The sequence below is a fragment of the Pseudomonas sp. 2995-3 genome (assembly GCF_002742565.1).
GTDB classification, from domain to species: Bacteria; Pseudomonadota; Gammaproteobacteria; order Pseudomonadales; family Pseudomonadaceae; genus Aquipseudomonas; species Aquipseudomonas edaphica.
In genome coordinates this window covers 494,679-515,928 of record NZ_LJSB01000223.1, presented here as the reverse complement: position 1 = coordinate 515,928, position 21,250 = coordinate 494,679, and the positions used below count along the sequence as shown (strand labels likewise).

Below are 21,250 nucleotides of genomic sequence, written 5' to 3'. Positions count from 1 at the left end.
GCGATGGCATCAACTCGGTGTGCCTGATGTACCCAGGTGTCTGCATCGCAGGCAAGCCAGCTCCCACAGAAAAGCAGTTCTTCAGTGTATTCAGATAGGCTTTTGCCTTGCACTTGATCTGGCTCTTGCTTCAACCACTCAGGTCGGCTTTCAGGCCGCCGTGCTGTAGATCTTGATCTTGATCTGAGACGCCCCGTTAACCACGATGGCCGAACGCAGGCTTGAATCCGTGGGTAACCCGGCAGGACGCCGGGTTAGCCGCGCTGGGCCAAGGATGGCCCATCGCGGCGGCCCACGGATTCAAGCCGGAGTGAGGGCACACCGAGCCTAAGCGAGGTGCCGAGTGGTGGGGCACAGACCTTTTGGTTACTTTTGGGGCGTTTGCCAAAAGTGACCCGCTGTAAGAGCGGAACCAATAGAAGCCGTTACCGCAGAAATGGATATGTACACCGACAAACCGCTATCGCAGGCAAGCCAGCTCCCACAGTTGACCGTGTGCAGCTTGCCTGATCATGGCCGCTTTGGCTGTGCTTTTGCTTCAACCACTCAGGAGATATATTCCCGCTACAGACACACAAACCTTCATTTTTTGCACGTTACCCCATCCAATAAGTCGTTTGCCCGCCCCCCTAACAACGACAAAACTGCATGTCACTCGCAAAACAACAACGTTGGGCAAACCACATGCAATTCGAGCGCAATTTCTTTAACGGTCAATTCGTCGAACCCGCCAGCGACGCCCTGATCGCCGTCTACAACCCTGCCAATGAATCCCTGGTCGGCCATGTCAGCGCCGCCACCGCCGATGAGGCCATTGCCGCCGTCGACGCCGCCGCCCGCGCCCAGAAAACCTGGGGCACGCTCACCAGCATCGAACGCGCCGAGCACCTGCGTGCCTTCGCTGATGCCTTGGACAGCCACGCCGAAGCCATCGGCACGGCTTTGGCCAGCGAGTCCGGCAAGAGCGTCACTGACGCCAGCAACGAAGCCCGCTACGCCGCGCAAATTACCCGTTACCACGCCGAATGGGCCCGCCGCATCGAAGGCGAGATCATCCCCAGCGATACCTCGGACGAAAACCTGTTCCTGCACCGCGAGCCGATTGGTGTGGTGGCCTGTCTGATCCCGTTCAACTACCCGGTCTACACGCTGTTGCGCAAGATTGCCCCGGCGCTGATCGCGGGTAATACCGTGGTGGTGCGGCCCAGCAACAACACGCCACTGTCGGCGTTTAAAATTGCCAAGGCAGTGGTGACAGCCGGTATTCCAGCCGGTGTGATCAACATCCTGACCATGAACCACGCCACCGCCGCCAGCGTCTGCACGCACAAGGCCGTCGGCCTGATCACCCTCACCGGCAGCGTGAACGCCGGGCGTATCGTGCTGGATTACTGCAAGGCCAATATCGCCAAGCCATCCCTGGAATTGGGCGGCAAGACCCCGGCAATCATCGAACCGGATGCCGACCTGGAAACAGCCGCCAGCGCTATCGTTGCGTCCAAGATCACCCACTGCGGTCAGCTGTGTACGGCGGTGGAACGCGTGTATGTGCACGAAAGTATTTATGAGCCATTCCTCGCTTTGCTGAAAGCCAAGATCAGCGCGGTGAAGTTCGGTGACCGTTCCACGGACGAAAGCCTGATGGGCCCGTTGGTCAACGCCAGCTCGCAAAAGAATATCCACGCCATGGTCGAGCGCGCCGTCGCTGCCGGTGCTGTACTGGAAACAGGTGGTGTGCTGCCAGCCGGGCCGGGCCATTTCTATCCGCCGACCTTGCTCAGCGGTTGCCGCCAGGACATGGAAATCATTCAGGAAGAAATCTTCGGCCCGGTGTTGCCGGTGCTCAAGTACCGCGACATCGACGAAGCGCTGGCCATGGCCAACGACCATCAGTTCGGCCTGTCATCGGTGCTCTACACCGAGAACTACCGCACGGCAATGAAAGTGGCGAATGCCATCGAAGCCGGAGAGTTGTACGTCAATCGCACGCCGGCAGACCCGTATCAGGGTTTCCACGCCGGCTGGAAACGCTCAGGGCTGGGCGGCGATGACGGTAAGCACGGGATGCTTGAGTTTACCCAGACCCGCCTGGTGGTCATGAAGTACTGATCCACGCGCACCTGTTGCACCTTTAATAAAAACAATTATCAGGGCGCCCGCGCAGCGGGTGCCTGAGGTCCACATGATGTCCAAGCCTGCACCCGTTGCCCAGGTTTCCGTTGCCGTGCCCGCGGCAAACGACACTGCCAGCCGTTATTTCCAATTGCTGTTGCTGGTACTCGCCGCCGGCGCGATCTACCCGATCCTCTACCTGCGCCAGGTCTACCAGACCACCATGCTCGACGTGTTCCAGATCAACCACAGTCAACTGGGCTACCTGTACTCCATGCTCGGCACGATCTTTTTGCTTAGCTACCTGCCCAGCGGATGGCTGGCCGACCGTTTGCCGCCACGCTTTTTGATCTTCTTCTCGCTGGTCGCCACCGGCGCACTGGGCCTGTGGTACGCCAGCGTGCCGTCAATGACCGGCCTGATGATCATTTTCGGTTGCTGGGGCCTGACCACTGGCCTGACGTTCTGGGCCTCGGTGCTCAAGCGCGTGAAGATGATTGCTCATCAGAGTGAGCAGGGGCGGTTCTTCGGCATTCTCGATGGCGGTCGCGGGCTGGTGGAAGCCTTGCTGGCGACCGTGGCCCTGGGCCTGTTTGCCTATGCCACCGAAACTCAAAGCCAGTCGGCGGCCCAAGGCTTCAAGCACGTGGTGTACCTGTACTCGTTTATCTGTATAGCCATTGGCTGCGGGCTGGTACTGCTCAAAGATCCCAAGTCTCTGGCAGAGACGCCAGCGGTAGAGAAGGGCAAGTTCAACCTGATCGCCGACCTGACCACCCTGGTGAAAATCCCCGAGCTGTGGCTGGTGACCGCCATCGTGTTCTGCGGTTATCACATGTTCTGGGCTACCTACAGCTTCTCCGACTACTTGCAAGGCAGCGGCATGACTGCGGTGATGGCCGGCACCATCACCACCATCAAACTGTGGATGCGCCCCATCGGCGGCATCGGCGGCGGCTGGCTGGGCGACAAGTTCTCGAACATCTCGGTGCTGATCGTCGCGCTGGTGCTGGTGACCCTGGCGATGGTCGGGCTGATCGTGTTCCCGGCGCTCAACAGCCTCGGCCTGCTGATCGGCACGGTGATCTTTATCGGCCTGATGACCTATGCGATTCGCGGTCTGTACTGGGCGATTCTCGACAGCTGCGACATTCCGCTGCGCATCACCGGCCTGGCCATCGGCATCGTCTCGGTGGTGGGTTACCTGCCCGACACCTTTATCCCGCTGATCAATGGCTACCTGACCGATACCTACCCAGGCAAGGCCGGTTACAACCTGTATTTCGGCTACATCGCCTTTATCGGCGTGCTCGGGACGCTTGCGGCCCTGACGCTGCGCGCTCGAATCAACCGTACAAAATTCAACCAGACAGGTGCCTGAGATGAAAATCGTCGCCCTTGAAACCCATATCGTTGCCGTCCCACCACCGCATATCGGTGGCATGTATTGGCTGTTCGTCAAACTCAAGACCGACTGCGGCATTGAAGGTGTCGGTGAGATTTACGCCGCCACCTTTGGTCCCAAGGCCATGCTGCCGATCATCGAGGATGTGTTCGAGCGCTACCTGCTCAACCACGACCCGCACCACATCGAGCGGTTTTTCCGCCAGGCTTATTCGAGCGGTTTCACCCAGCGCCCGGACCTGACCATGATGGGCGTGGTCAGCGGCCTGGAAATGGCGTGCTGGGACATCATCGGCAAAGCCGCCAACAAGCCGGTCTATGAGCTGCTGGGTGGCAAGGTCAACGAGCGCCTGCGTTCCTACACCTACCTGTACCCGGTCAACAGCAAGGGCGAGTACGACTACGACGACCCTGACCTGGCCGCCGAGTGCGCCATCGAGAATATGAACAAAGGCTTCACCGCCGTGAAGTTCGACCCGGCCGGCCCGTACACCGCGTACTCCGGCCACCAGATTTCGCTGGAAGTGCTGGAGCGTTGCGAGACTTTCTGCCGCAAGATCCGCGAGGCGGTGGGCGACAAGTGCGACCTGTTGTTCGGCACCCATGGGCAGATGGTGCCGTCATCGGCGATCCGCCTGGCCAAGCGTCTGGAGAAATACGACCCGCTGTGGTTCGAAGAACCGGTGCCGCCTGGCCAGGAAGACGCGATGGCCCAGGTCGCGGCCAAGACCAGCATCCCGATTGCCACCGGCGAGCGCCTGACCACCAAGTACGAGTTTTTCAAACTGCTGCAGGCCGGCGGCGCGTCGATCCTGCAAATGAACGTGGCGCGTTGCGGCGGGCTGCTGGAGGCGAAGAAGATCGCGAGCATGGCAGAAGCCTATTACGCGCAAATCGCGCCGCACTTGTACAACGGGCCGATCGGCGCGGCGGCGAGTTTCCAGCTGGCCACGTGCACGCCGAACTTCCTGATCCAGGAAAGCATCATGACCTGGGGCGGTTTCCACGCCGAAGTGCTGACCACGCCGCTGCAATGGGAGGACGGCTACATCATCCCGTCCACCGAACCGGGCCTGGGCGTGGAGCTGAACATGGACGTGGTGCGCAAACACACACCGTACACCGGCGAGCGTTTGCACCTGCAGATGGCGCCGACGCCAGCTGACGTCAAAGACACTTCGCCCGCCAAGGGCTGATAAAAACGACTTACGCGGTAACCGTGAATGACATATGACTACATCATCGCCGGCGCGGGTGCTGCCGGCTGCGTTCTGGCCAACCGGCTTTCCGCTTCGGGCGAATACTCGGTGTTGCTGCTGGAAGCCGGTGGCAAAGACAGTTCCTGGTGGTTCAAGATCCCGGTCGGATTCGCCAAGATGTATTACAACCCGACCTTTAACTGGATGTACTACAGCCAGCCGCAAAAACACTTGGCTGGCCGGGAAATCTATGCGCCGCGCGGCAAGGTGCAGGGCGGTTCGGGTTCGATCAACGCCATGATCTACGTGCGCGGTCAGGCCCATGACTTCAATGACTGGGCGGCCAACGGTAACGACGGTTGGGGTTTCAAGGATGTACTGCCGTACTTCCGCAAACTGGAAAATCACCCGCTGGGCGACACCGAGTACCACGGTGGCAGCGGCCCCATCAGCATCACACCGATGAAGGGCCAGACCCACCCGATTTGTGACGTGTTCCTCAAGGGCTGCGAACAGCTCGGCTACGGCCTCAGTGATGACTTCAATGGCCCCCATTTCGAAGGCGCGGGCCTGTATGACGTCAACACCCGCAATGGCGAGCGCTGCTCAAGCAGCTTTGCGCATTTGCATCCGGCGCTCAGTCGCACGAACCTGACCGTGGAGTTGCATGCACTGGTTGATCGTGTGCTGTTTGATGACCAGCAACGCGCCAGCGGGATTCGCGTGTCCCAAAAGGGCGTGGTGCGCACCTTTAAGGCACGCAAGGAAGTGATCCTTTGCGCGGGTGCCGTCGACACGCCGAAGATCCTGCAACTGTCCGGCGTGGCCGATCAGCAACTGCTGGCTGAACACGGCATCCCACTGGTCAAGCACCTGCCGGCCGTAGGTGAAAACCTGCAGGACCACTTGTGCGCCAGCTACTACTACAAGGCCAATATTCCCACCCTCAATGACGAACTCAGCTCTTTGTTCGGCCAGCTGAAACTGGGCCTGAAATACCTGTTCACTCGTAAGGGCGCGTTGGCGATGAGCGTCAACCAGGCCGGTGGTTTCTTTCGCGGCAACGACCAGCAGGCGGACCCGAACCTGCAGTTGTACTTTAACCCGCTGTCGTACCAGATTCCGAAAAACAACAAGGCCAGCCTCAAGCCCGAGCCGTATTCCGGTTTCCTGCTGTGCTTCAACCCGTGCCGGCCGACCAGTCGTGGCACCATCCGCATCGCCTCGAACAACCCGCGGGATGCGGCGTTGATCGATCCGAACTATCTGAGTACGCAAAAGGACATTGACGAAGTCATCCAGGGCAGCCGCTTGATGCGCAAGATCATGCAGGCACCTGCGCTCAAAGGCATCACGGTGGCCGAGGTGTTGCCCGGCGCGGCCGTGCAGAGCGACGAGCAGATGCTGCAATACTTCCGCGAAAACAGCGGCTCGATCTACCACCTGTGCGGCTCCTGTGCGATGGGCTCGGACCCGCAGGTGTCGGTGGTGGACAAGCGCTTGAAGGTGCACGGGTTGCACGGCTTGCGCATTGTGGACGCGTCGATTTTCCCGAATGTGACCTCGGGTAACACCCATGCGGCGGTATTGATGGTGGCGGAGAAGGGCGCCGACCTCATACTTGAGGATGCCTGAATGTGGGAGCTGGCTTGCCTGCGATAGCGGCGGGTCAGTTGGCCCATTTGTTACTGGGAGACCGCGATCGCAGGCAAGCCAGCTCCCACAAGGTCTGTGGCAGCCGCATCGAGCTTGATTTGAAATACAGCCAGAATTGTGGGAGCTGGCTTGCCTGCGATAGCGTCGGGTCAGCTGGCCCATTTGCTACTGGGAGACCGCCATCGCAGGCAAGCCAGCTCCCACAGGGGCTATAGCAGCCCTTGAAAGGTCGACTACCAGCCGCGCAAGCGTTCCCAGCGTTGCACTTCACCGTTGTGCAACACGGCGTTATAGTTGCCGAACTGCGCCCCCGTGGCGCAGGCATGATTGGGCAGAATACGCAGGCGCGTACCGAGCGGAAATTGCGTCACCACATCCACGCCGCCCGCTTCGAACCGCGCCACGCCATGTTCCTGGTTGGCGCTGCTCAACAGCAAGCCGTCGATCAACTCCCCGTGCTCATTGCACACCTGGCCATAACCAAAGTCGCGTTTTTGCGCTTGCGTGCCGCGATCCCGGCTCATGGCCATCCAGCCGGCATCGGTGATGATCCAGCCTTTTTCCGCTTGATGGCCGATCACTGTGGTCAGCACGCTCAAGGCCAGTTCCTCGGTGCGGCATACGCCGATGTTGTGCATCACCAGGTCAAAAAACGCATACACACCCGCGCGCAGTTCGGTCACGCCTTCAAGGCTTACGGCCGACAACGCGGTAGGCGTGGAGCCGACACTGACCTGATCGCAGGCCATCCCGGCGGTACGGATACGTTGCGCCGCTTCAACGCAGCGTGCGCGTTCCTGTTCGGCGATGGCCTGCAACGCTTCAGGCGTATCCAGGCCGTAGCTTTCCCCTGCGTGGGTCAATACGCCGACGAGGCTGTCACCGAGCAGTCGGGCGATGTCGAGCAATAACGCGTCCTGCGGCTTGACCCCGGAACGGTGGCCGTCGCAATCAATCTCGATCATCACGGCAAAGGTTTCACCCTGCTCGCCGCCGAAATCGACGATGGCCCGGGCGCCGGCGAGGCTGTCGGTGATCAGCGTCAGCGCGCAACCCCGGCGGCGCAGCGCCAGGGCCTGGGGCAGTTTGTGCGGGGCCATGGCGACGGCGTAGAGGATGTCCTGGATGCCCAGCTCAAAGAAATATTCGGCTTCCTTGAGCGTCGATACGGTGATGCCACGGGCACCGGCCGCTATCTGCGCAGCCACCACTTCGGCGCACTTGTGGGTTTTGACATGGGGGCGCAAATGCACACCCAGGCTGTCGGCACGCTGTTGCATGCGCTGGATGTTGCGCTGCATTTTCACGCTGTCTAGCAATGCTGCTGGGGTGTCCATGGTTAACGCTCCACAAGGGCGGACAGCGGCCAAATTGACGGCCTGTCCAGGACTGGATATGTTGTCTTGCATGAAAAAGACCTCTCCCGAAGAAACCACCCTGATCAGCCAGCTCGAACAGATTGCCGAAGGCTTGAGCAAAACCTTCAGCCCGTTCTGTGAGGTCGTGCTGCACGATTTGCGCGACCCGCAGCAGGCGATCCTGGCGATCCATAACAACCTCTCCGGGCGCTCGCCGGGCGACCCGACCACCGAGTTGGGCCTGGCGCGGATTGCCGACCCCGACTATCCGCAGATCATTGCCAACTACCGCAACCAATTCAGCGATGGGCGCCAGGTCAAAAGCACCTCGATCGGCATCAAGGACACCAGTGGCAAGTACGTCGCGGCCTTGTGCATGAACGTCGATCTCTCATTGTTTCGTGGCCTGCAGGGCATGCTTGAGCAATTTGGCTCGGTCACTGGCGACACCCTTATTGAATCCCTGGAGCCGTCCGGCGCCGATGTGATTCGCACCCGCATCGACCAGTTCGCCGCACGCCTGGCCACCACCCCGCGCGCGCTCAAGGCGGCGGATCGACGGCTGTTGCTGCAAGAGCTCAAGGACTCGGGCTGCATGGACATTCGCCGGGCCATGGAGACCGTGGCCGCGCACCTGGGCGTGTCACGGGCGGCGGTCTACACCTACGCCAAGTAGCGCGCCACAGCTTCAATCTCCACCAGATAACCGTGGTGCAACTCGGGCACCGGCACCACCGCGCGGGCAGGGCGGTGCTCGCCCAGCGCGGCGGCGTAAATACGGTCGAATTGCGGCCAATGCTGAACCCCGGCCACATACACCGTGACCTTCACCAGATCCTGGGGCGAGCCGCCGGCGGCTTTCAAGATGGCCAGCAGGTTAGCCAGCGCCAACTGGGCCTGTTCGGCAAACGATGCTTCAAGGTTGTGGCGCCCCTGCGGGCTCACCGGTAATTGCCCGGAGATATACAGCGTGTCGCCGTGGCTGACGGCCTGGGAGTAATGCCCGGCGGGCGCCGAGGCGGCCTCGGTGTGGATGATGTTCATGACGCCTCGCTGAGCAACGCGGCGTAGCGCGCGATGTCGACATTGCCACCAGTGACGATAATGCCCACGCGCTGGCCCTTGAACCGCTCGCCCAGCTGGCGCAACGCCGCCAGGCCCAGGCAGCCGGTGGGTTCGACCACCATTTTCATGCGTTGCATAAAGAACTTCATCGAGGCCACCAATTGCGCGTCGGAGACGGTGAGGATGTCGGTCACCTTGTCGCGGATGATCGGGAAGGTGTAGTTGCCCAGGTGTTGGGTTTGCGCACCGTCGGCGATGGTCGCCGGGGTGTCGATGTGCACGATGCTGCCGGTCTGGAATGAACGCTGGCCGTCATTGCCTGCTTCGGGCTCAACGCCAAACAGTTGGCAATCGGGTGCCAGCGCACGGGTCGACAACGCGGTGCCCGATAGCATGCCGCCACCGCCCAGGCCGACGAACAGGGCGTCCAGAGGGCTGGTGAATTCCAACAGTTCCTTGGCGGCCGTGCCTTGGCCGGCGAGGATGTGTGGATGGTCATACGGTGGGATCAATGTCATGCCGTGCTCAACTGCCAGGGTGCGGCCTATCTGCTCACGGTCTTCGGTGAAGCGGTCATACAGCACCACGCTGGCGCCATATTCCCGGGTCGCGGCCACTTTGGCGGCCGGCGCGTCGGTGGGCATCACGATGGTCGCCGGCATGCCGAGCAATTGTGCGGCCAACGCAATACCCTGGGCATGGTTGCCGGAAGAGAACGCCACCACCCCGGCCTTGCGCTGGTGTGCGTCAAACTGCGACAGGGCATTAAACGCACCGCGAAACTTGAACGAGCCAGCGCGTTGCAGGTTTTCACACTTGATGAATACCTGGGCACCGGTTTCAGCGTCGAGGGTGCGTGAGGTAAACACCGGCGTTTGATGGGCAAAGCCTTGCAGGCGTTGGGCGGCGGCGACGACATCTGAATAGTCAGGCAATTGCATGGGCGGACCTCGTGGGCGGACTTGGATAAAATATCCATATCAAGACAAATAGTAAAGGATGGCTTGTCACCCAGTGCATAAACGCAATGTTGAAAAGAGCGTGGTGATCAGCAGCGATATTAAATAGAATGAATCTCATTTGAGACTCACTCGCGCTGCGCAGGTTGCTTTTCATGACTGATGCTGTTGCCCCGACCCACACTGGCGAAATGACCCTGTCGCGTTTGTACCGCGACCATCGCAGCTGGCTCGAAAGCTGGTTGCGGCGGCGCCTGGGCAATGCCTGGGATGCGGCGGACCTGAGCCAGGACACCTTTGTGCGGGTGCTGGCCAGTGCCCAGCCGATTGCGCAGATGCAGGAGCCACGGGCGTATCTGGTGACGGTCGGCAAGCGTTTGCTGGCCAACTTTCATCAGCGCCGCAGCCTTGAGCAAGCCTATCTGAAGGCGCTGGCGAATTTGCCCGAAACCTGCGTGCCGTCGCCCGAGCAACGCTGGCTGGTGCTGGAGACCTTGCACGCTCTGGATGAGTTGCTCGACGGTTTGCCGCGGGGGGTGCGGCGCGCGTTTCTGTGGAGCCAGTTGGAAGGCCTGGGTTATCGCGAAATTGCCGAGCGGCTCGACGTCTCTGAGCGCACGGTCAAGCGCTACATGGCCCAGGCCTATGAACATTGCCTGTTGGTGGCCCTATGAGTCACGAGGTTGCGCGTGCTGCGGCGCAGTGGTTGGCGTTGTTGGAGTCCGGAGCGGCCACCGAGCGTGACCACGCCAATTTGCAGGCTTGGCGCGACAGCCACCCTCAGCACGAACAGACCTGGCAGAAAGCCCAATCGCTGCGCCAGCGCTTGCGTGACTTGCCCCAGGCCGTGGCGATGGCCAGCCTCGACCGCCCGCAACCGGGGCGACGTGCATTGCTCAAGCGGGCCTTGGGCGTAGCGGCGCTGGTGCCGACCGCCTGGCTGATCAGCCGTCAGTTGCCCATCGAGGCATGGCGGGCTGATTTGCACACCGCCACCGGCGAGCGCAAACGCCTGCCGTTGGCCGATGGCAGCAGCCTGCAACTCAACACGGCGACGGCGGTGGATGTTGACCTGGCACAGCGGCGCATCACGCTGGTGGACGGCGAGTTGGCGCTGACGGTGCCAGGCGCGGCAGCGATCAGTGTGCACACGCGCTACGGCCAGGTAGAGGTGAGCCAGGCTGAAGTGTGCGTACGGCAATTGGCGTCCGGCTGCCGCGTGTCGGTGTTCAAGGGCGCGGTGCAGGTGCGTGATCTGGCCGGGCAATTGACGACGTTGGACAGCGGTCAGCAAGCCTCGTTAAAGCCTCGCGGGCTAAGTGCCAGGGCGGCGTTTGATGTGCAGCAACTGGGCTGGCGTGACGGTGTATTGACCGCACAGAACCAACCCTTTGGGGATTTCCTGCGTGAGCTGGAACGTTACCGCCCTGGCGTGTTGCGCTGGGACCCGAGCCTGGAAACGCTGCGGGTCACCGGCAGCTTTCGCCTGGATGACACCGACCGCATCCTCACACTGCTGGCCCAGACCCTGGGGTTTGAGGTGCGAGCGCGCACGCGGTATTGGGTGACACTCAGCCGAACCCTGGCTTGACGCTTCACGCTGGCCATCAGGCTCCTAGTGGCAGAGGCTCGCCACAACAGGTGGGCTTGGCATAACAGTCCTGCTTGCCACAGGAAGTTAATCCATTTCCAGGGACCTAAATCACATGCGCGCGCTGCAATTCGGTCAAAGAGTGTGCCTTGAGTTGCGCCAGCGCCGGGTCACGCCGGTCCCTTGGGTGTGGCAGGTCGACTGCCAGTTCCCGGCGAATACTGCTCGGCCGGTTGTCCATCACCAGCACCCGGTCACTCAAGTACAGCGCCTCGTCGACATCGTGGGTCACCAGCAGCAAGGCGATCCCATGGTGCTCGGCCAGTTGCAGCAGCAAGTCCTGCAGTTTCATGCGGGTAAAGGCATCCACTGCGCTGAACGGCTCATCAAGCAATAACACCTGCGGGCGTGAATACAGCCCGCGTGCAATGGCCACGCGTTGCGCCATGCCGCCGGACAAGGCTTTGGGCAGCGCCTGGGCGAAGCCGGTGAGGCCGACTTCTGCGATCAACTGGGTAACCCAGGCCTTGTCATAGTGGTTGTCATCGCGCAAACCGATGTTCTGTTCCACCGTCAGCCAGGGCATCAGCCGTGGTTCCTGGAACACAAAGGCAACTTCGCCTTCGGGGCTGCGCAGTTCGCCCTGGAAGTCGGTCTCCAGGCCGGCGACGATGCGCAACAACGTGCTTTTGCCACAACCGCTGGGCCCGAGCAGGCTGACGGTTTCGCGCGGTTGCAGCGCCAACTGCACGTTGTTCAGCACCGTAATGCCGGCAAAGCTTTTGCGCGCCACGCGAAGCTCCAATAACGCTTGCATACTCATTGCTCCGCGCCTTCGCCTGTGAAGGTGTCGCGCCAGGCCAGGCAGCGTTTCTCCAAGGCTGCGAGCAGGCCATCGCTGAGCTTGCCCAGCAATGCCAACACGGTAATGGCGGCCAGCACGATGTCTGGCCGTGAGGTTTCCCGACCATCGCTGAGCAAGTAACCGAGACCCTTGGTGGCCGCGATCAGTTCGGCCGCCACCAGGAACATCCACGCCAGGCTCAAGCCGCTGCGCAGCCCCGTGAACAGGCCGGGCAGGGCGGCGGGCAGCAGAATCCGGCGCACCAGGCGTGCTCGGCTGAAACCGTACATTTGCCCGACTTCCACCAGCTTGCGATCAATATCGCGAATCGCCGCGACACCGTTGAGGTACACCGGAAAGAACGCGCCAATCGCGATCAGCACGACCTTGGAGGTTTCATCGATACCCAGCCACAGCAGCAACAGCGGCACCCAGGCCAGGCTCGGAATCGAGCGCAGCCCGGCGAAGGTCGGCTCCAGATACGCTTCGGCTTCACGGCTCAACCCCACCCAGGCGGCAAACACCAGCGCCAGGCTGGCACCGATGGCAAACCCCGCCAGTACCCGCAGCAGGCTGGCGCTGATGTGTTTCCACAACGCGCCTTCGGCCAGGTCGGTGAGGGTCACTGCGATGTCGCTGGGGGCCGGCATCTGGTAGGACGGCAGCCAGCCGATGCGTACCACGCCCTCCAGTACCAGCAGGATCAGTACCGGCAGCACCAGGCCCTTGAGCCGTTTTGGCCAGGCGCTTCGGTTGATCACCACGGGTGCCGGTAGCGGCAGTGCTTGGCTTTTATCGGTCATCACGCCTCCCTTAAGGCTTGGGCAGGGTTTGGCCAAACGAAGTGTCGATCAACTGATCGATCACGGGGTCGACATCCACGCCACGACGGACTAATTCCTCGGACACCAGGATCGGCGCGGCGGCCTTGGATGACGCCACGTCCCTGGCGCTCAGCAGCGGGTTGCTCAAGTCGGTGCGCGACAATTGCAGCTTGGCCACTTCCAGCGGCAAGCCGGCTTCGTCTGCGAGCAATTTAGCGAATTCATCCGGGTGCTTCACGGCCCAATCACGCGCCTTCTCATAGGCCCCGAGGACCTTGGTGATGGTCTGCGGGTGCTGTTTGGCGTATTGCTCGGTGACGCTGATTACGCCGTAGCTGTTGAAGTCTTTATTGCGATACAGCAAGCGCGAACCGGCCTGGATTTCACTCGCGGCCATGTGTGGATCAAGGCCGGCCCAGGCGTCTACGTCGCCTTTCTCCAAGGCGGTGCGGCCGTCCGGATGCTGCAAATGCACCAACTCCACATCATCCTTTTTCAGCCCGGCCAGTTGCAGGCTGCGCAGGGTGAACAGGTACGGGTCGGTGCCTTTGGTGGCGGCGATTTTTTTGCCTTTGAGGTCTGTGACGGTTTTGAGCGGCGAGTCTTTGCGCACCACCAGTGCGGTCCATTCAGCACGACTGTAGACGTACACCGATTTGATCGGGCTGCCATTGGCGCGGCTCAACACCGCCGACAAGCTGGCAGACGAGGCAAAGTCGACGCCGCCACTGTTGAGGTATTCCAGCGAGCGGTTGCTGCCTTGGCTCAGCACCCAGCCGACCTTGGTGTGGGGAAGCGCCTGTTCGAGCCAGCCAAAATGCTTGAGCACCAGGCTCACGGGCGAATAGTAGGCGTAATCGAGGTTGACCTGGGCGGGGTCGGTTTCGGCGGCAAAGGCCTGGGGTTGCAGGCACACGGCGAGGGCGCAGGCACTCAATAAAGCAAAGGGTTTCATGGAACAGCTCCAGACAAGGCGTTGAGAGAAGGCTTTTCTTATATTCAGAAAATTGAAATGGCATGTTTCATCATGCTTTAAAGGAATATGCAGTCTCTGTGCCACCTTGTGCGCAGCGTCTTTACGCGGGTTTCTATGGATGCGGCTGTAGCGGTAGAGGGCAAAGTGTTGAATGGCTGTTGGCAGGCGAACACCTCATATATATCTGTATCGTATAAATAAAGACTTATATATTCCTTTTAATGTTGGTGCCGATAACGCATTTTGAGGGCCTGCGCATTCGTGCGGATTGACCCAACAGCCAAAAGGAAAGCCGACATGACCATTAAAGCGATCAACGTGCGCAACCAGTTCAAGGGCGTGATCAAGGAAATTTTGCTGGGGGAAGTGGTGTCCGAAATTGATGTGCAAACCGCGTCCGGCATCGTCACATCAGTGATCACCACCCGCTCGGTGCGTGACCTGGAATTAAAAGTGGGCAGTGAAGTGATTGCCTTTGTGAAGTCGACTGAAGTGTCGATTGCCAAGCTGTAAATGTGTTCGCAAGTGTGAGAGCTGGGATGCCTGTGATGGGGGGCTTTTGGCGGGGTACATATCCGTTGTTGCGGTAACGGCTGCCTATGGTTCAGCTCTTACAGCGGGTCACTTTTGCAAGGACCGGAATGCCGGCCCAGTCAAAAGTAACCAAAAAGTCCTCGCCCCAACACTCGGTGCCTCGCTATGGCTCGGCATGCCCGCAATCCGCCAGTGATTTGGGGGGGCGATTTCAGATCAAGATCAAAAGCACAGATCAAAAGACCGCTGACTTCGTCATCGAAAAGGATGTAAGGGCCACTGCAACAGCAAAGCCATACTCGGACTAATGTGGGAGCTGGCTTGTCGAATCGTCGCACCGCTGCGATGCCATCAACTCTGTGTACCTGACACACCGAGGTGTCTGCATCGCAGGCAAGCCAGCTCCCACATTAACCAGCTCCCACATTGATGTGTGGGAGCCTGCTCAATGCATCAGTTGATGCGCGGCCCACCACCGCCCGGCGGGTGCGGCTGCGGTTTGTCCGGTGGCGCATCGCTGGGCAGGTTCTTTGGCGGTGTGTTTGGGTCTTCGTAGTGCTTGTGCAAATCCCCATCCAGCCGATTGCTCGAGGAGCCACCTTTGCTCGGCGTCTCCTCAAAGTGCTGCCATTCCGATTGCTGGAAGCGAAAGATGCTGTCATCGGTCGGCGTGTCGCGGCCGTGATAGTGGTGGATTTCGTAGTGGGCGTACTCGACCTTTTCCGCCCAGTCGTTTTGCAATAAACCGTCGTTGGCCAAGCCGCGATACCAATCGTTTTCCGCGTTGGTGGCCTTCTGCTTTTTGTTGTGGTCGACAAAGTAGCCGATGATCCCGCCCACCACCGCCAGCACCACGCCGACCAGAAACAGCGGCCCGGTCAATGCCGCTGCGGTGCCTGCGCCAAACAGTGCCGCCGCCCCGAGGACCCCGGCCGAGGCACCGAACGCGCCCCCGGCTACTTGCAGGCCACCGGCGGCCTGAGCCAGCGGGTCTTTGCTGTCGACGCCGCTCTTGATCGCCAAGGCGCCGAGCACGATATCGGCAAACCCTCCGACGATGTCCGTGGCCGGGCCGAGCACCTTGATCACGGAACCGGCGATTTTCGCAGACTTGGACGCGCCCAACTTGGCCGCACCGGCGGCAGCCAGGCCGTCATCCAGGTGCGTGGCCAGGCCATCGGTGGCTTGCTTGACCGCCGTATCGCCTTCGCCAAACAACTTGCCGATGCCGTCGTACTGACTGTCAGGCACCGCATCCAGCGCCGCGGAGATTTCCTTGCTGACCTTGGCGTCGATCTCGCCGCCGGGGCCAAAATCCAGCATTTTGCCGGTCACGCCTTCCTTGCCCCAGATTTCCGGCAAGGTTTTGTCCAGGCCCAGGAAGTCCACCAGGCCGCCCTTGCCCAGGGTCTCGCCGATCTTGTCACCCAGGCGCACGAAGTGGCTGGAACCACCGGCAAAACTCAGGAAGTCCTTGGCGATGCTCATGCGCTGCGCCGGGGTTTCGCCGAGTTTGCCGCCTTTGCCCACCAGTTGGTAAATCGCCGAAAACAGCGTCACACCCGCGCCAAGGGAGCCCAGGATGCCTTTGCTGTTAAGGGTGTTGAACACCTCACCGAGCATGCCGCGATCCGCTACCGCAATATAGGGTTTGCTCAGGGCCTTTTTGACGTCGGCTTCGCTGATGGTGCCGCTGTTCTTGTAGACCTCGCCGAGTTCTTCCAGGGCCTTGGTGACACCGGCCGATTTCTCCTTGCCTTGCAGCCCCTCGTTGAGGAACTTCTCCAGGGTTTCCTGGGTGCGGCGCGGCAGGTCGAGCAGGTTGCCCTTGAGCACGCCCTTGAGCAGGCCGAACAAGTCTTTGGTCGCCAGCTCCTTGTTGTCGTCGGAGATTTTGCTCGGGTCCGAGAGGATCGCATTAAGGTCGGTGGTCAAGCCGTCGGCCTGGATATTTTGCGCGGCCTTGCTGGCGGCTTCGGGGTCGAACAGCGACAGCGAGGTGAGGGTGTCACTCAAGTCCTTTTGTGCGTCGCTGGCCTTGCCCTGGTTTTGCAGGTCTTTGAGGTACAGCACGTAGTCGGGGTTGGCGGTGAGATCGAGCAGCTTCTGCTTGACCTCATCCTTGTTGGGCAACTTGTTGAGCGCGTCGTCCATTTTCGACTTGTAGTCAGCCTGGATGGTCGGGTCGTTGAACAGCTCGCCGATCTGCTTTTGCACGGCCTTGCCGTCGATGATGTCGTGCATGTCGGCCGCGCTCAGCTCGGTTTGCTTGTCATCCGACTCGCGCCAAGTAGTGTTGAACGGGCGTTTGGCTTCTTCATAGCCGGTGATGCCATGGCCGTTCTGGTAGGCAGCCTGGGCTTCGAGGGCGCGCACCAGCTTGGCCCGTGGGTCATCCTTGGGGATCGAGCCGTCCTTGACGCCGGCGCGGTAGGTGTCGATCAGTTGGGTGGTGGCCAACTCACTGACGCTCATGGTCGGCGACTTGTCGTCCTTGGGGTCCGAATGCACGCCGGTGTCCATGTTCAACACATCCAGGTCACCGGCCTTGGGCAGGTTGTGCTTGGCGCGGGTGTCGTCGATGGAGCTGGCGCTGAAGGCTTCCCATTTGGCCAGCACGTCATCATAGAGCTGTGGGCTCAGTTCCTTGGAGACGATGACCTTGCCTTCGCTGGTTTCATAGCGGATCAGGCCGTCGCCCAGCTCATCGGGAGAGCCGAAAGTGATGTCGGTGTTTTTCAGGAAGTCATTCGGCCCGGCCAGTTTGTACCCGGCGTCTTCACTGGTGTGGATCTTGGCCCAGGTATCGTTCGCCGTGGCCACGCTTTTGAACAGCTCGGGGCTGACGTCGGCAGACACCACCACCTTGGTGCCATCCTGCAGTTCGTAGGTGAGGACGCTGTCTTTCTGGTCGTTGTTCCAGCTGAAGTTCTTGTAGTCGTTGAGCCCGGGCACGGGCGTGTTGGCGTCGGCCAGGGCTGCACCGTTGTTCAGTTCGCCTTCAATCACGGCTTTTTTGCCGGGGTCGGAGTACACCGTGTTAAGGCCCGCCAGGTAGTCGAACAACTTGGGGTTGTCTTCACGGGCGACGACGACTTTTTCGCCGTTGCTTTCGTAGCGGATCAGCCCGGGACCCACTTCGTCCACCGGGCCTACCGCAGTGCCGCCGTAGGGTGGCCATACTTCGTTGTCGGTGGCGCGACGGTAACCGGCATCTTCACTGCTGGAGAGGCCGGAGAAACTTTCATAAGCTTCCTTGGCCTTTTGGAAAGCCTCGGGGTTGTCACGCTGGCTGATCACGAACTTGCCGCCGTCCTGGGTCTCGTAGCGGATCACGCCAGGGCCGGTTTCATCGGGCGGGCCGAGGGCTTTGTAATCGGCCAATGCACCCGGCGCTGTGCCCTCGGCGCCCAGGCTCTGATAACCGGCGTTCTGGCTGGCGACCACGCCAGAGAGCGACTTGAAGTCCTGGCTGACCTGCTTGAACAGCTCCGGGCTGTCGTGCTCGCTGACGATGATCTTCTTGCCGTCCTGGGTTTCATAACGAATCAACCCAGGACCCACTTCATCGGGCGGGCCGATGGCCTTGTAGTCGGCCAGGGCAGCAGGCGGCGTGGCGTCTTTGGCCGCGAGTTCATAACCGTCTTTTTTGCTCGCATCGAGCCCCGATGGCGACTTGTCATGGGGTTCGACTTTTTTATGGGCGCTGTTCTTGAGCAGCACAGCAAATGCTTCGCCCGATGTTGATAGAGTGCGCGGAAGGCTTTTGGGCTCGGACGAGCGATCAAGCGGCTGGGTCGACATGCCATGGAACTCCTGCTGTTGCCGGTGGGACGGGTCGGCAAAAACAGTAACAGCAGGGGTTCGGCACTCGTTGCGAAACGTTGTGAAATGCGTTTTAGCGGTGACGCAGTGCACGTTCCATGCGCTGCAAACCCTCTTCGAGCATCGATCGTGGGCAACCGAAGTTCAGGCGCACGAATTGCTGGCTGTCATCGCCGAATTCGATGCCTGCGCTCAGGCCGACCCTGGCCTGCTCCAGGAAGAACTGCTGCGGGTCGGCAAGGCCCAGGGCGCTGCAATCCAGCCAGGCCAGGTAGGTGCCTTGTGGCGCGTGCATCACCACGCCGGGCAAACGGGTTTGCACGGCGTGCAGCAGGTAGTCGCGGTTGGCTTGCAGGTACTGCACCAGCGCATCCAGCCATTCGCTGCACTGGCTGTAGGCGGCGCGGGTGGCTTCCAGGCCCAACGGGCTGACGCTGTCGACCATGCCGCAGCGGGCATTGTTGAAGCGCTCGCGCACCTCGGCATTTTGCACCACGGCAAAGCAAGTCTTCAGGCCGGCGACGTTATAGGCCTTGCTCGCCGACATCAGGGTGATGGTGCGTTGGGCGATCTCGGGGCTGAGGCTGGCGGTGGGAATATGGCGACGGCCGTCAAAGCACAGCTCGGCATGGATTTCGTCACTGATGATCAGTGCACCGTTCTCCACGCAGGCGTTGGCCACGGCCAACAGTTCTTCACGCGCAAAGACCTTGCCCACTGGGTTGTGCGGGTTGCTCAGCAGCAGCGCACCGGCGCCCTTCAGCGCCTGGCGCATGGCGGACATGGGCGTCATGTACTCGCCGTTGATCAACTCGAACGGCACTTCGATACGCGGCAGGTTCCAGTGGCCCGGGGCCAGGCGAATCGGCCGGTAGTTGGGGGTTTGCAGCACCACGGGCTGGCCCGGCTGTACGAACGCATGCAGGGCCATATTGAAACCAGGCTCGACACCGGGCAGGAACAGCAACTCTTCAGGTTGTACGCGCCAGGCGTACTTGGCCCACAGGTCCGCGATGATGGCTTCGCGCACATCCGCGCCAGCCACGCTGTAGCCGAGCACCTGCTGGTCGAGGCGTGCGTGCAGGGCTTGCAGGACGGCGGGTGGCGCGGCGATATCCATGTCGGCGATCCACATCGGCAGAACGTCTTGCGGGTAACGGTTCCACTTGGTGCTGCCGGTGCCTTGGCGGGGGTGGATCGTGTCGAAATCAAAGCTCATGGGTGGCTCGTATCAGGGAGGCAGGTGCAGGAATGGCGCTGATTCTAGCGCCATTAATTTTATAGGCCAGTGCTGATTGCCGCCGATAGCTGCAGGTGTGCCTGTTCCACGGCCCGAGCGACCGCTTCTTCACCGCGCACCATGGCGCCCAGGTAGACGAAATCCACCGAGTGGATGCCCACCGTAGACAGGATGGTGGTCATGTAAGGCGTGAGAAAGTCCGGTTCATGCCCCTTGCGCGCATTGCCGCTGCTGACCAGCACGAAGGTGCGGCGGTCCTTGAGCAGGCCGACTTTTTCGAACTGCGCATTGATGGTAAAGCTGCGATGGATGCGCACCACATGGTCGATCCAGACCTTGAGCGCCGCCGGTACGGTGAAGTTGTGCACCGGCGTGCAGAGGATCAACAGGTCGCAGGCTTCCAGTTCGACGATCAGCTGTTCCGACAACGCCGTGGCGCTGCCACTCAAGCCGCCAGGCGTAGTGAGTGCATTCGCGTATTCACGGGTCAGCGGCGCCAGCGCCTGGCTGCCGTAGTCGCGTTCGATGACCTCTGCGCCAGGCACCAGGTCGTTGAGCAAGGCACGGGCCAGCTTGAAGGTCTGCGCGGCCTTGCCGTGGGGGCTGAAGCTAAGGAGCAGGGCGCGGGTCATTGGCTCAGGTCCTGGGAAAAGTGCATGCCTCGCGGCAGCAGGCCTTGGCGGAAATAGAAACGCTGGGCCAGGGCCATATGCAGGCCGGTGTCCAGCACCAGGTAACGATAACCGCGTGCGCGGGTTTCTTCGCGGACGCGGTCGAGCAACTGCTCGCCCAGGCGTCGGCGCTGCAAGGTGGCGTCTACCACCAGGTCATCGACGTAGATGAACTTGCCGTACAGGGTGTTTTCCGTCAGGCGGTAGCCGGCCAGGCCAATGACTTTGCCGTGTTCGCGTGCGGCCAGCAGATGATAGCCGTTCTGGCGCTGGCGTTGAACCTGCGCGGCGAAACTGGCGGCGTCGGTCAGGTGCGGGCGCAGTTGCTGCATCACGGCGAAGCTTGCGAGGCAGTCGGTCTCGGTTTCCACCAGGGCGAACTCAATGGGCTCATTGCTCATCAAGGTTCTCCAGATGGGCCTTGATCGCCTCCGGTACTTTACGAAAACTGATGGCCACGCGGTTCAAGGCGTTCATCAAGGAAATGGCCAGGGTCAGGTCGGCGACTGCCTTCTCGTTGAACACCGCTGCCACGGCGGCGTAGTCGGCATCCGGCACGTGGGTTTGCGCCACCTGGGTGACCACTTCGGCCCAGGCCAGGGCGGCTTGTTCACGCACAGTGAACAACGGCAAGGCTTCACGCCAGGCGGCCAGCAGCATGATCTTTTCCAGGCTTGCGCCTTGCTTGAGCAGGCCGCGGGAATGGGAATCCAGGCAATAGGCGCAGCCGTTGAGCTGCGAAACCCGCAGGTACACCAGTTCAATCAGTTCTTTCTCCAGGCCACAGCCATGCACATAGCTGTGCACGGTGCCCAGGGCCTTGTAACCAGCAGGGGCGGCGTTGCCGTAATCGAGACGGTGTTTCATGGGTAATCCTTGGGTTGCGTTAAGAGATGCGCCATTTTCGGTGGTGGCCGGGTTGCTCGACAGGGGCATGATTGGACAAGTGGGTTGGGACATGATCAGACTCCACCTTGTCGTCCTGCCGAGCC

The 21,250-nt window shown here is 60.9% G+C and carries 19 protein-coding genes; 8 read left to right on the top strand and 11 right to left on the bottom strand.

The annotated features are described in order from the left end of the window. The first annotated feature begins 684 nt into the window (after nt 1-684). From aldA to AOA62_RS23275, 4 genes are all read left to right on the top strand, one after another. A complete protein-coding gene (gene aldA / locus AOA62_RS23290; RefSeq protein ID WP_099549896.1) occupies nt 685-2,109 on the top strand; it encodes an aldehyde dehydrogenase in 1,425 nt (474 codons plus the stop codon). A gap of 76 nt (nt 2,110-2,185) precedes the next feature. After that, the gene (locus AOA62_RS23285; protein ID WP_099549904.1) at nt 2,186-3,493 is read left to right on the top strand and encodes a nitrate/nitrite transporter; all 1,308 of its coding nucleotides are present in this window, start codon (nt 2,186-2,188) and stop codon (nt 3,491-3,493) included. Nucleotide 3,494: 1 nt separating this feature from the next. Then, on the top strand, nt 3,495-4,712 hold the full coding sequence (locus tag AOA62_RS23280) for a mandelate racemase/muconate lactonizing enzyme family protein (RefSeq protein ID WP_099549895.1): 1,218 nt from the start codon (nt 3,495-3,497) through the stop codon (nt 4,710-4,712). Nucleotides 4,713-4,739: 27 nt separating this feature from the next. Further along, nucleotides 4,740-6,350 carry a GMC family oxidoreductase gene (locus tag AOA62_RS23275; protein WP_099549894.1) on the top strand — a complete coding sequence of 537 codons (1,611 nt, stop codon included), beginning with the start codon at nt 4,740-4,742 and terminating at the stop codon, nt 6,348-6,350. Between the two features lie 254 nt (nt 6,351-6,604). Here the strand turns inward: AOA62_RS23275 and AOA62_RS23270 are convergent, their stop codons facing one another. Continuing rightward, nucleotides 6,605-7,708, bottom strand: a complete 1,104-nt coding sequence (locus AOA62_RS23270) for a DSD1 family PLP-dependent enzyme (protein WP_099549893.1) — start codon at nt 7,706-7,708, stop codon at nt 6,605-6,607. Between the two features lie 70 nt (nt 7,709-7,778). Here AOA62_RS23270 and AOA62_RS23265 point away from each other — a divergent pair, with 70 nt between their 5' ends. Next, entirely contained in the window at nt 7,779-8,405 is a 627-nt protein-coding gene (locus AOA62_RS23265) for a transcriptional regulator (RefSeq protein WP_017135455.1), read from the top strand. Here the strand turns inward: AOA62_RS23265 and AOA62_RS23260 are convergent. Both AOA62_RS23260 and AOA62_RS23255 read right to left on the bottom strand, forming a co-directional pair. Then, a complete protein-coding gene (locus AOA62_RS23260; RefSeq protein ID WP_017135456.1) occupies nt 8,393-8,773 on the bottom strand; it encodes a RidA family protein in 381 nt (126 codons plus the stop codon). The two genes, AOA62_RS23265 and AOA62_RS23260, sit on opposite strands and share 13 nt — an antisense overlap. After that, nucleotides 8,770-9,735, bottom strand: a complete 966-nt coding sequence (locus AOA62_RS23255) for a threo-3-hydroxy-L-aspartate ammonia-lyase (protein WP_099549892.1) — start codon at nt 9,733-9,735, stop codon at nt 8,770-8,772. Before AOA62_RS23255 ends, AOA62_RS23260 begins: the two co-directional genes overlap by 4 nt. A gap of 173 nt (nt 9,736-9,908) precedes the next feature. Here AOA62_RS23255 and AOA62_RS23250 point away from each other — a divergent pair, with 173 nt between their 5' ends. Further along, the gene (locus tag AOA62_RS23250; protein ID WP_017135458.1) at nt 9,909-10,427 is read left to right on the top strand and encodes a sigma-70 family RNA polymerase sigma factor; all 519 of its coding nucleotides are present in this window, start codon (nt 9,909-9,911) and stop codon (nt 10,425-10,427) included. Continuing rightward, entirely contained in the window at nt 10,424-11,344 is a 921-nt protein-coding gene (locus tag AOA62_RS23245; protein WP_099549891.1) for a FecR domain-containing protein, read from the top strand. Before AOA62_RS23250 ends, AOA62_RS23245 begins: the two co-directional genes overlap by 4 nt. 106 nt (nt 11,345-11,450) lie before the next feature. On the opposite strand, the gene AOA62_RS23240 is transcribed toward AOA62_RS23245, so the two are convergent. The 3 genes from AOA62_RS23240 to AOA62_RS23230 are packed head-to-tail and all read right to left on the bottom strand — an operon-like array spanning nt 11,451 to nt 13,967. Beyond that, nucleotides 11,451-12,167, bottom strand: a complete 717-nt coding sequence (locus AOA62_RS23240) for an ABC transporter ATP-binding protein (protein WP_099549890.1) — start codon at nt 12,165-12,167, stop codon at nt 11,451-11,453. Further along, a complete protein-coding gene (locus AOA62_RS23235) occupies nt 12,164-12,991 on the bottom strand; it encodes an ABC transporter permease (RefSeq protein WP_017135461.1) in 828 nt (275 codons plus the stop codon). The genes AOA62_RS23240 and AOA62_RS23235 overlap by 4 nt, the downstream gene beginning before the upstream one ends. A 10-nt stretch (nt 12,992-13,001) precedes the next feature. Continuing rightward, complete coding sequence (locus tag AOA62_RS23230; RefSeq protein WP_099549889.1) at nt 13,002-13,967, bottom strand: aliphatic sulfonate ABC transporter substrate-binding protein; 966 nt, start codon at nt 13,965-13,967, stop codon at nt 13,002-13,004. A gap of 318 nt (nt 13,968-14,285) precedes the next feature. On the opposite strand from AOA62_RS23230, the gene AOA62_RS23225 reads away from it, so the two are divergent. Then, nucleotides 14,286-14,501: a molybdopterin-binding protein gene (locus tag AOA62_RS23225; protein WP_003173733.1), complete on the top strand. Its 216-nt coding sequence runs from the start codon at nt 14,286-14,288 to the stop codon at nt 14,499-14,501. Nucleotides 14,502-14,975: 474 nt separating this feature from the next. Here the strand turns inward: AOA62_RS23225 and AOA62_RS23220 are convergent, their stop codons facing one another. The 5 genes from AOA62_RS23220 to AOA62_RS23200 form a co-directional block, all read right to left on the bottom strand. Further along, nucleotides 14,976-18,326 carry a hypothetical protein gene (locus AOA62_RS23220; RefSeq protein ID WP_099549888.1) on the bottom strand — a complete coding sequence of 1,117 codons (3,351 nt, stop codon included), beginning with the start codon at nt 18,324-18,326 and terminating at the stop codon, nt 14,976-14,978. A 94-nt stretch (nt 18,327-18,420) separates the two neighbouring features. Then, nucleotides 18,421-19,566, bottom strand: a complete 1,146-nt coding sequence (locus AOA62_RS23215; RefSeq protein WP_099549887.1) for a MalY/PatB family protein — start codon at nt 19,564-19,566, stop codon at nt 18,421-18,423. A gap of 59 nt (nt 19,567-19,625) precedes the next feature. Next, a complete protein-coding gene (locus AOA62_RS23210) occupies nt 19,626-20,219 on the bottom strand; it encodes an FMN-dependent NADH-azoreductase (RefSeq protein ID WP_099549886.1) in 594 nt (197 codons plus the stop codon). Continuing rightward, nucleotides 20,216-20,659, bottom strand: coding sequence for a GNAT family N-acetyltransferase (locus AOA62_RS23205; RefSeq protein WP_099549885.1), 444 nt, complete (start codon nt 20,657-20,659; stop codon nt 20,216-20,218). Before AOA62_RS23205 ends, AOA62_RS23210 begins: the two co-directional genes overlap by 4 nt. Beyond that, on the bottom strand, nt 20,649-21,125 hold the full coding sequence (locus AOA62_RS23200) for a carboxymuconolactone decarboxylase family protein (protein ID WP_099549884.1): 477 nt from the start codon (nt 21,123-21,125) through the stop codon (nt 20,649-20,651). The genes AOA62_RS23205 and AOA62_RS23200 overlap by 11 nt, the downstream gene beginning before the upstream one ends. Nucleotides 21,126-21,250 lie beyond the last annotated feature (125 nt).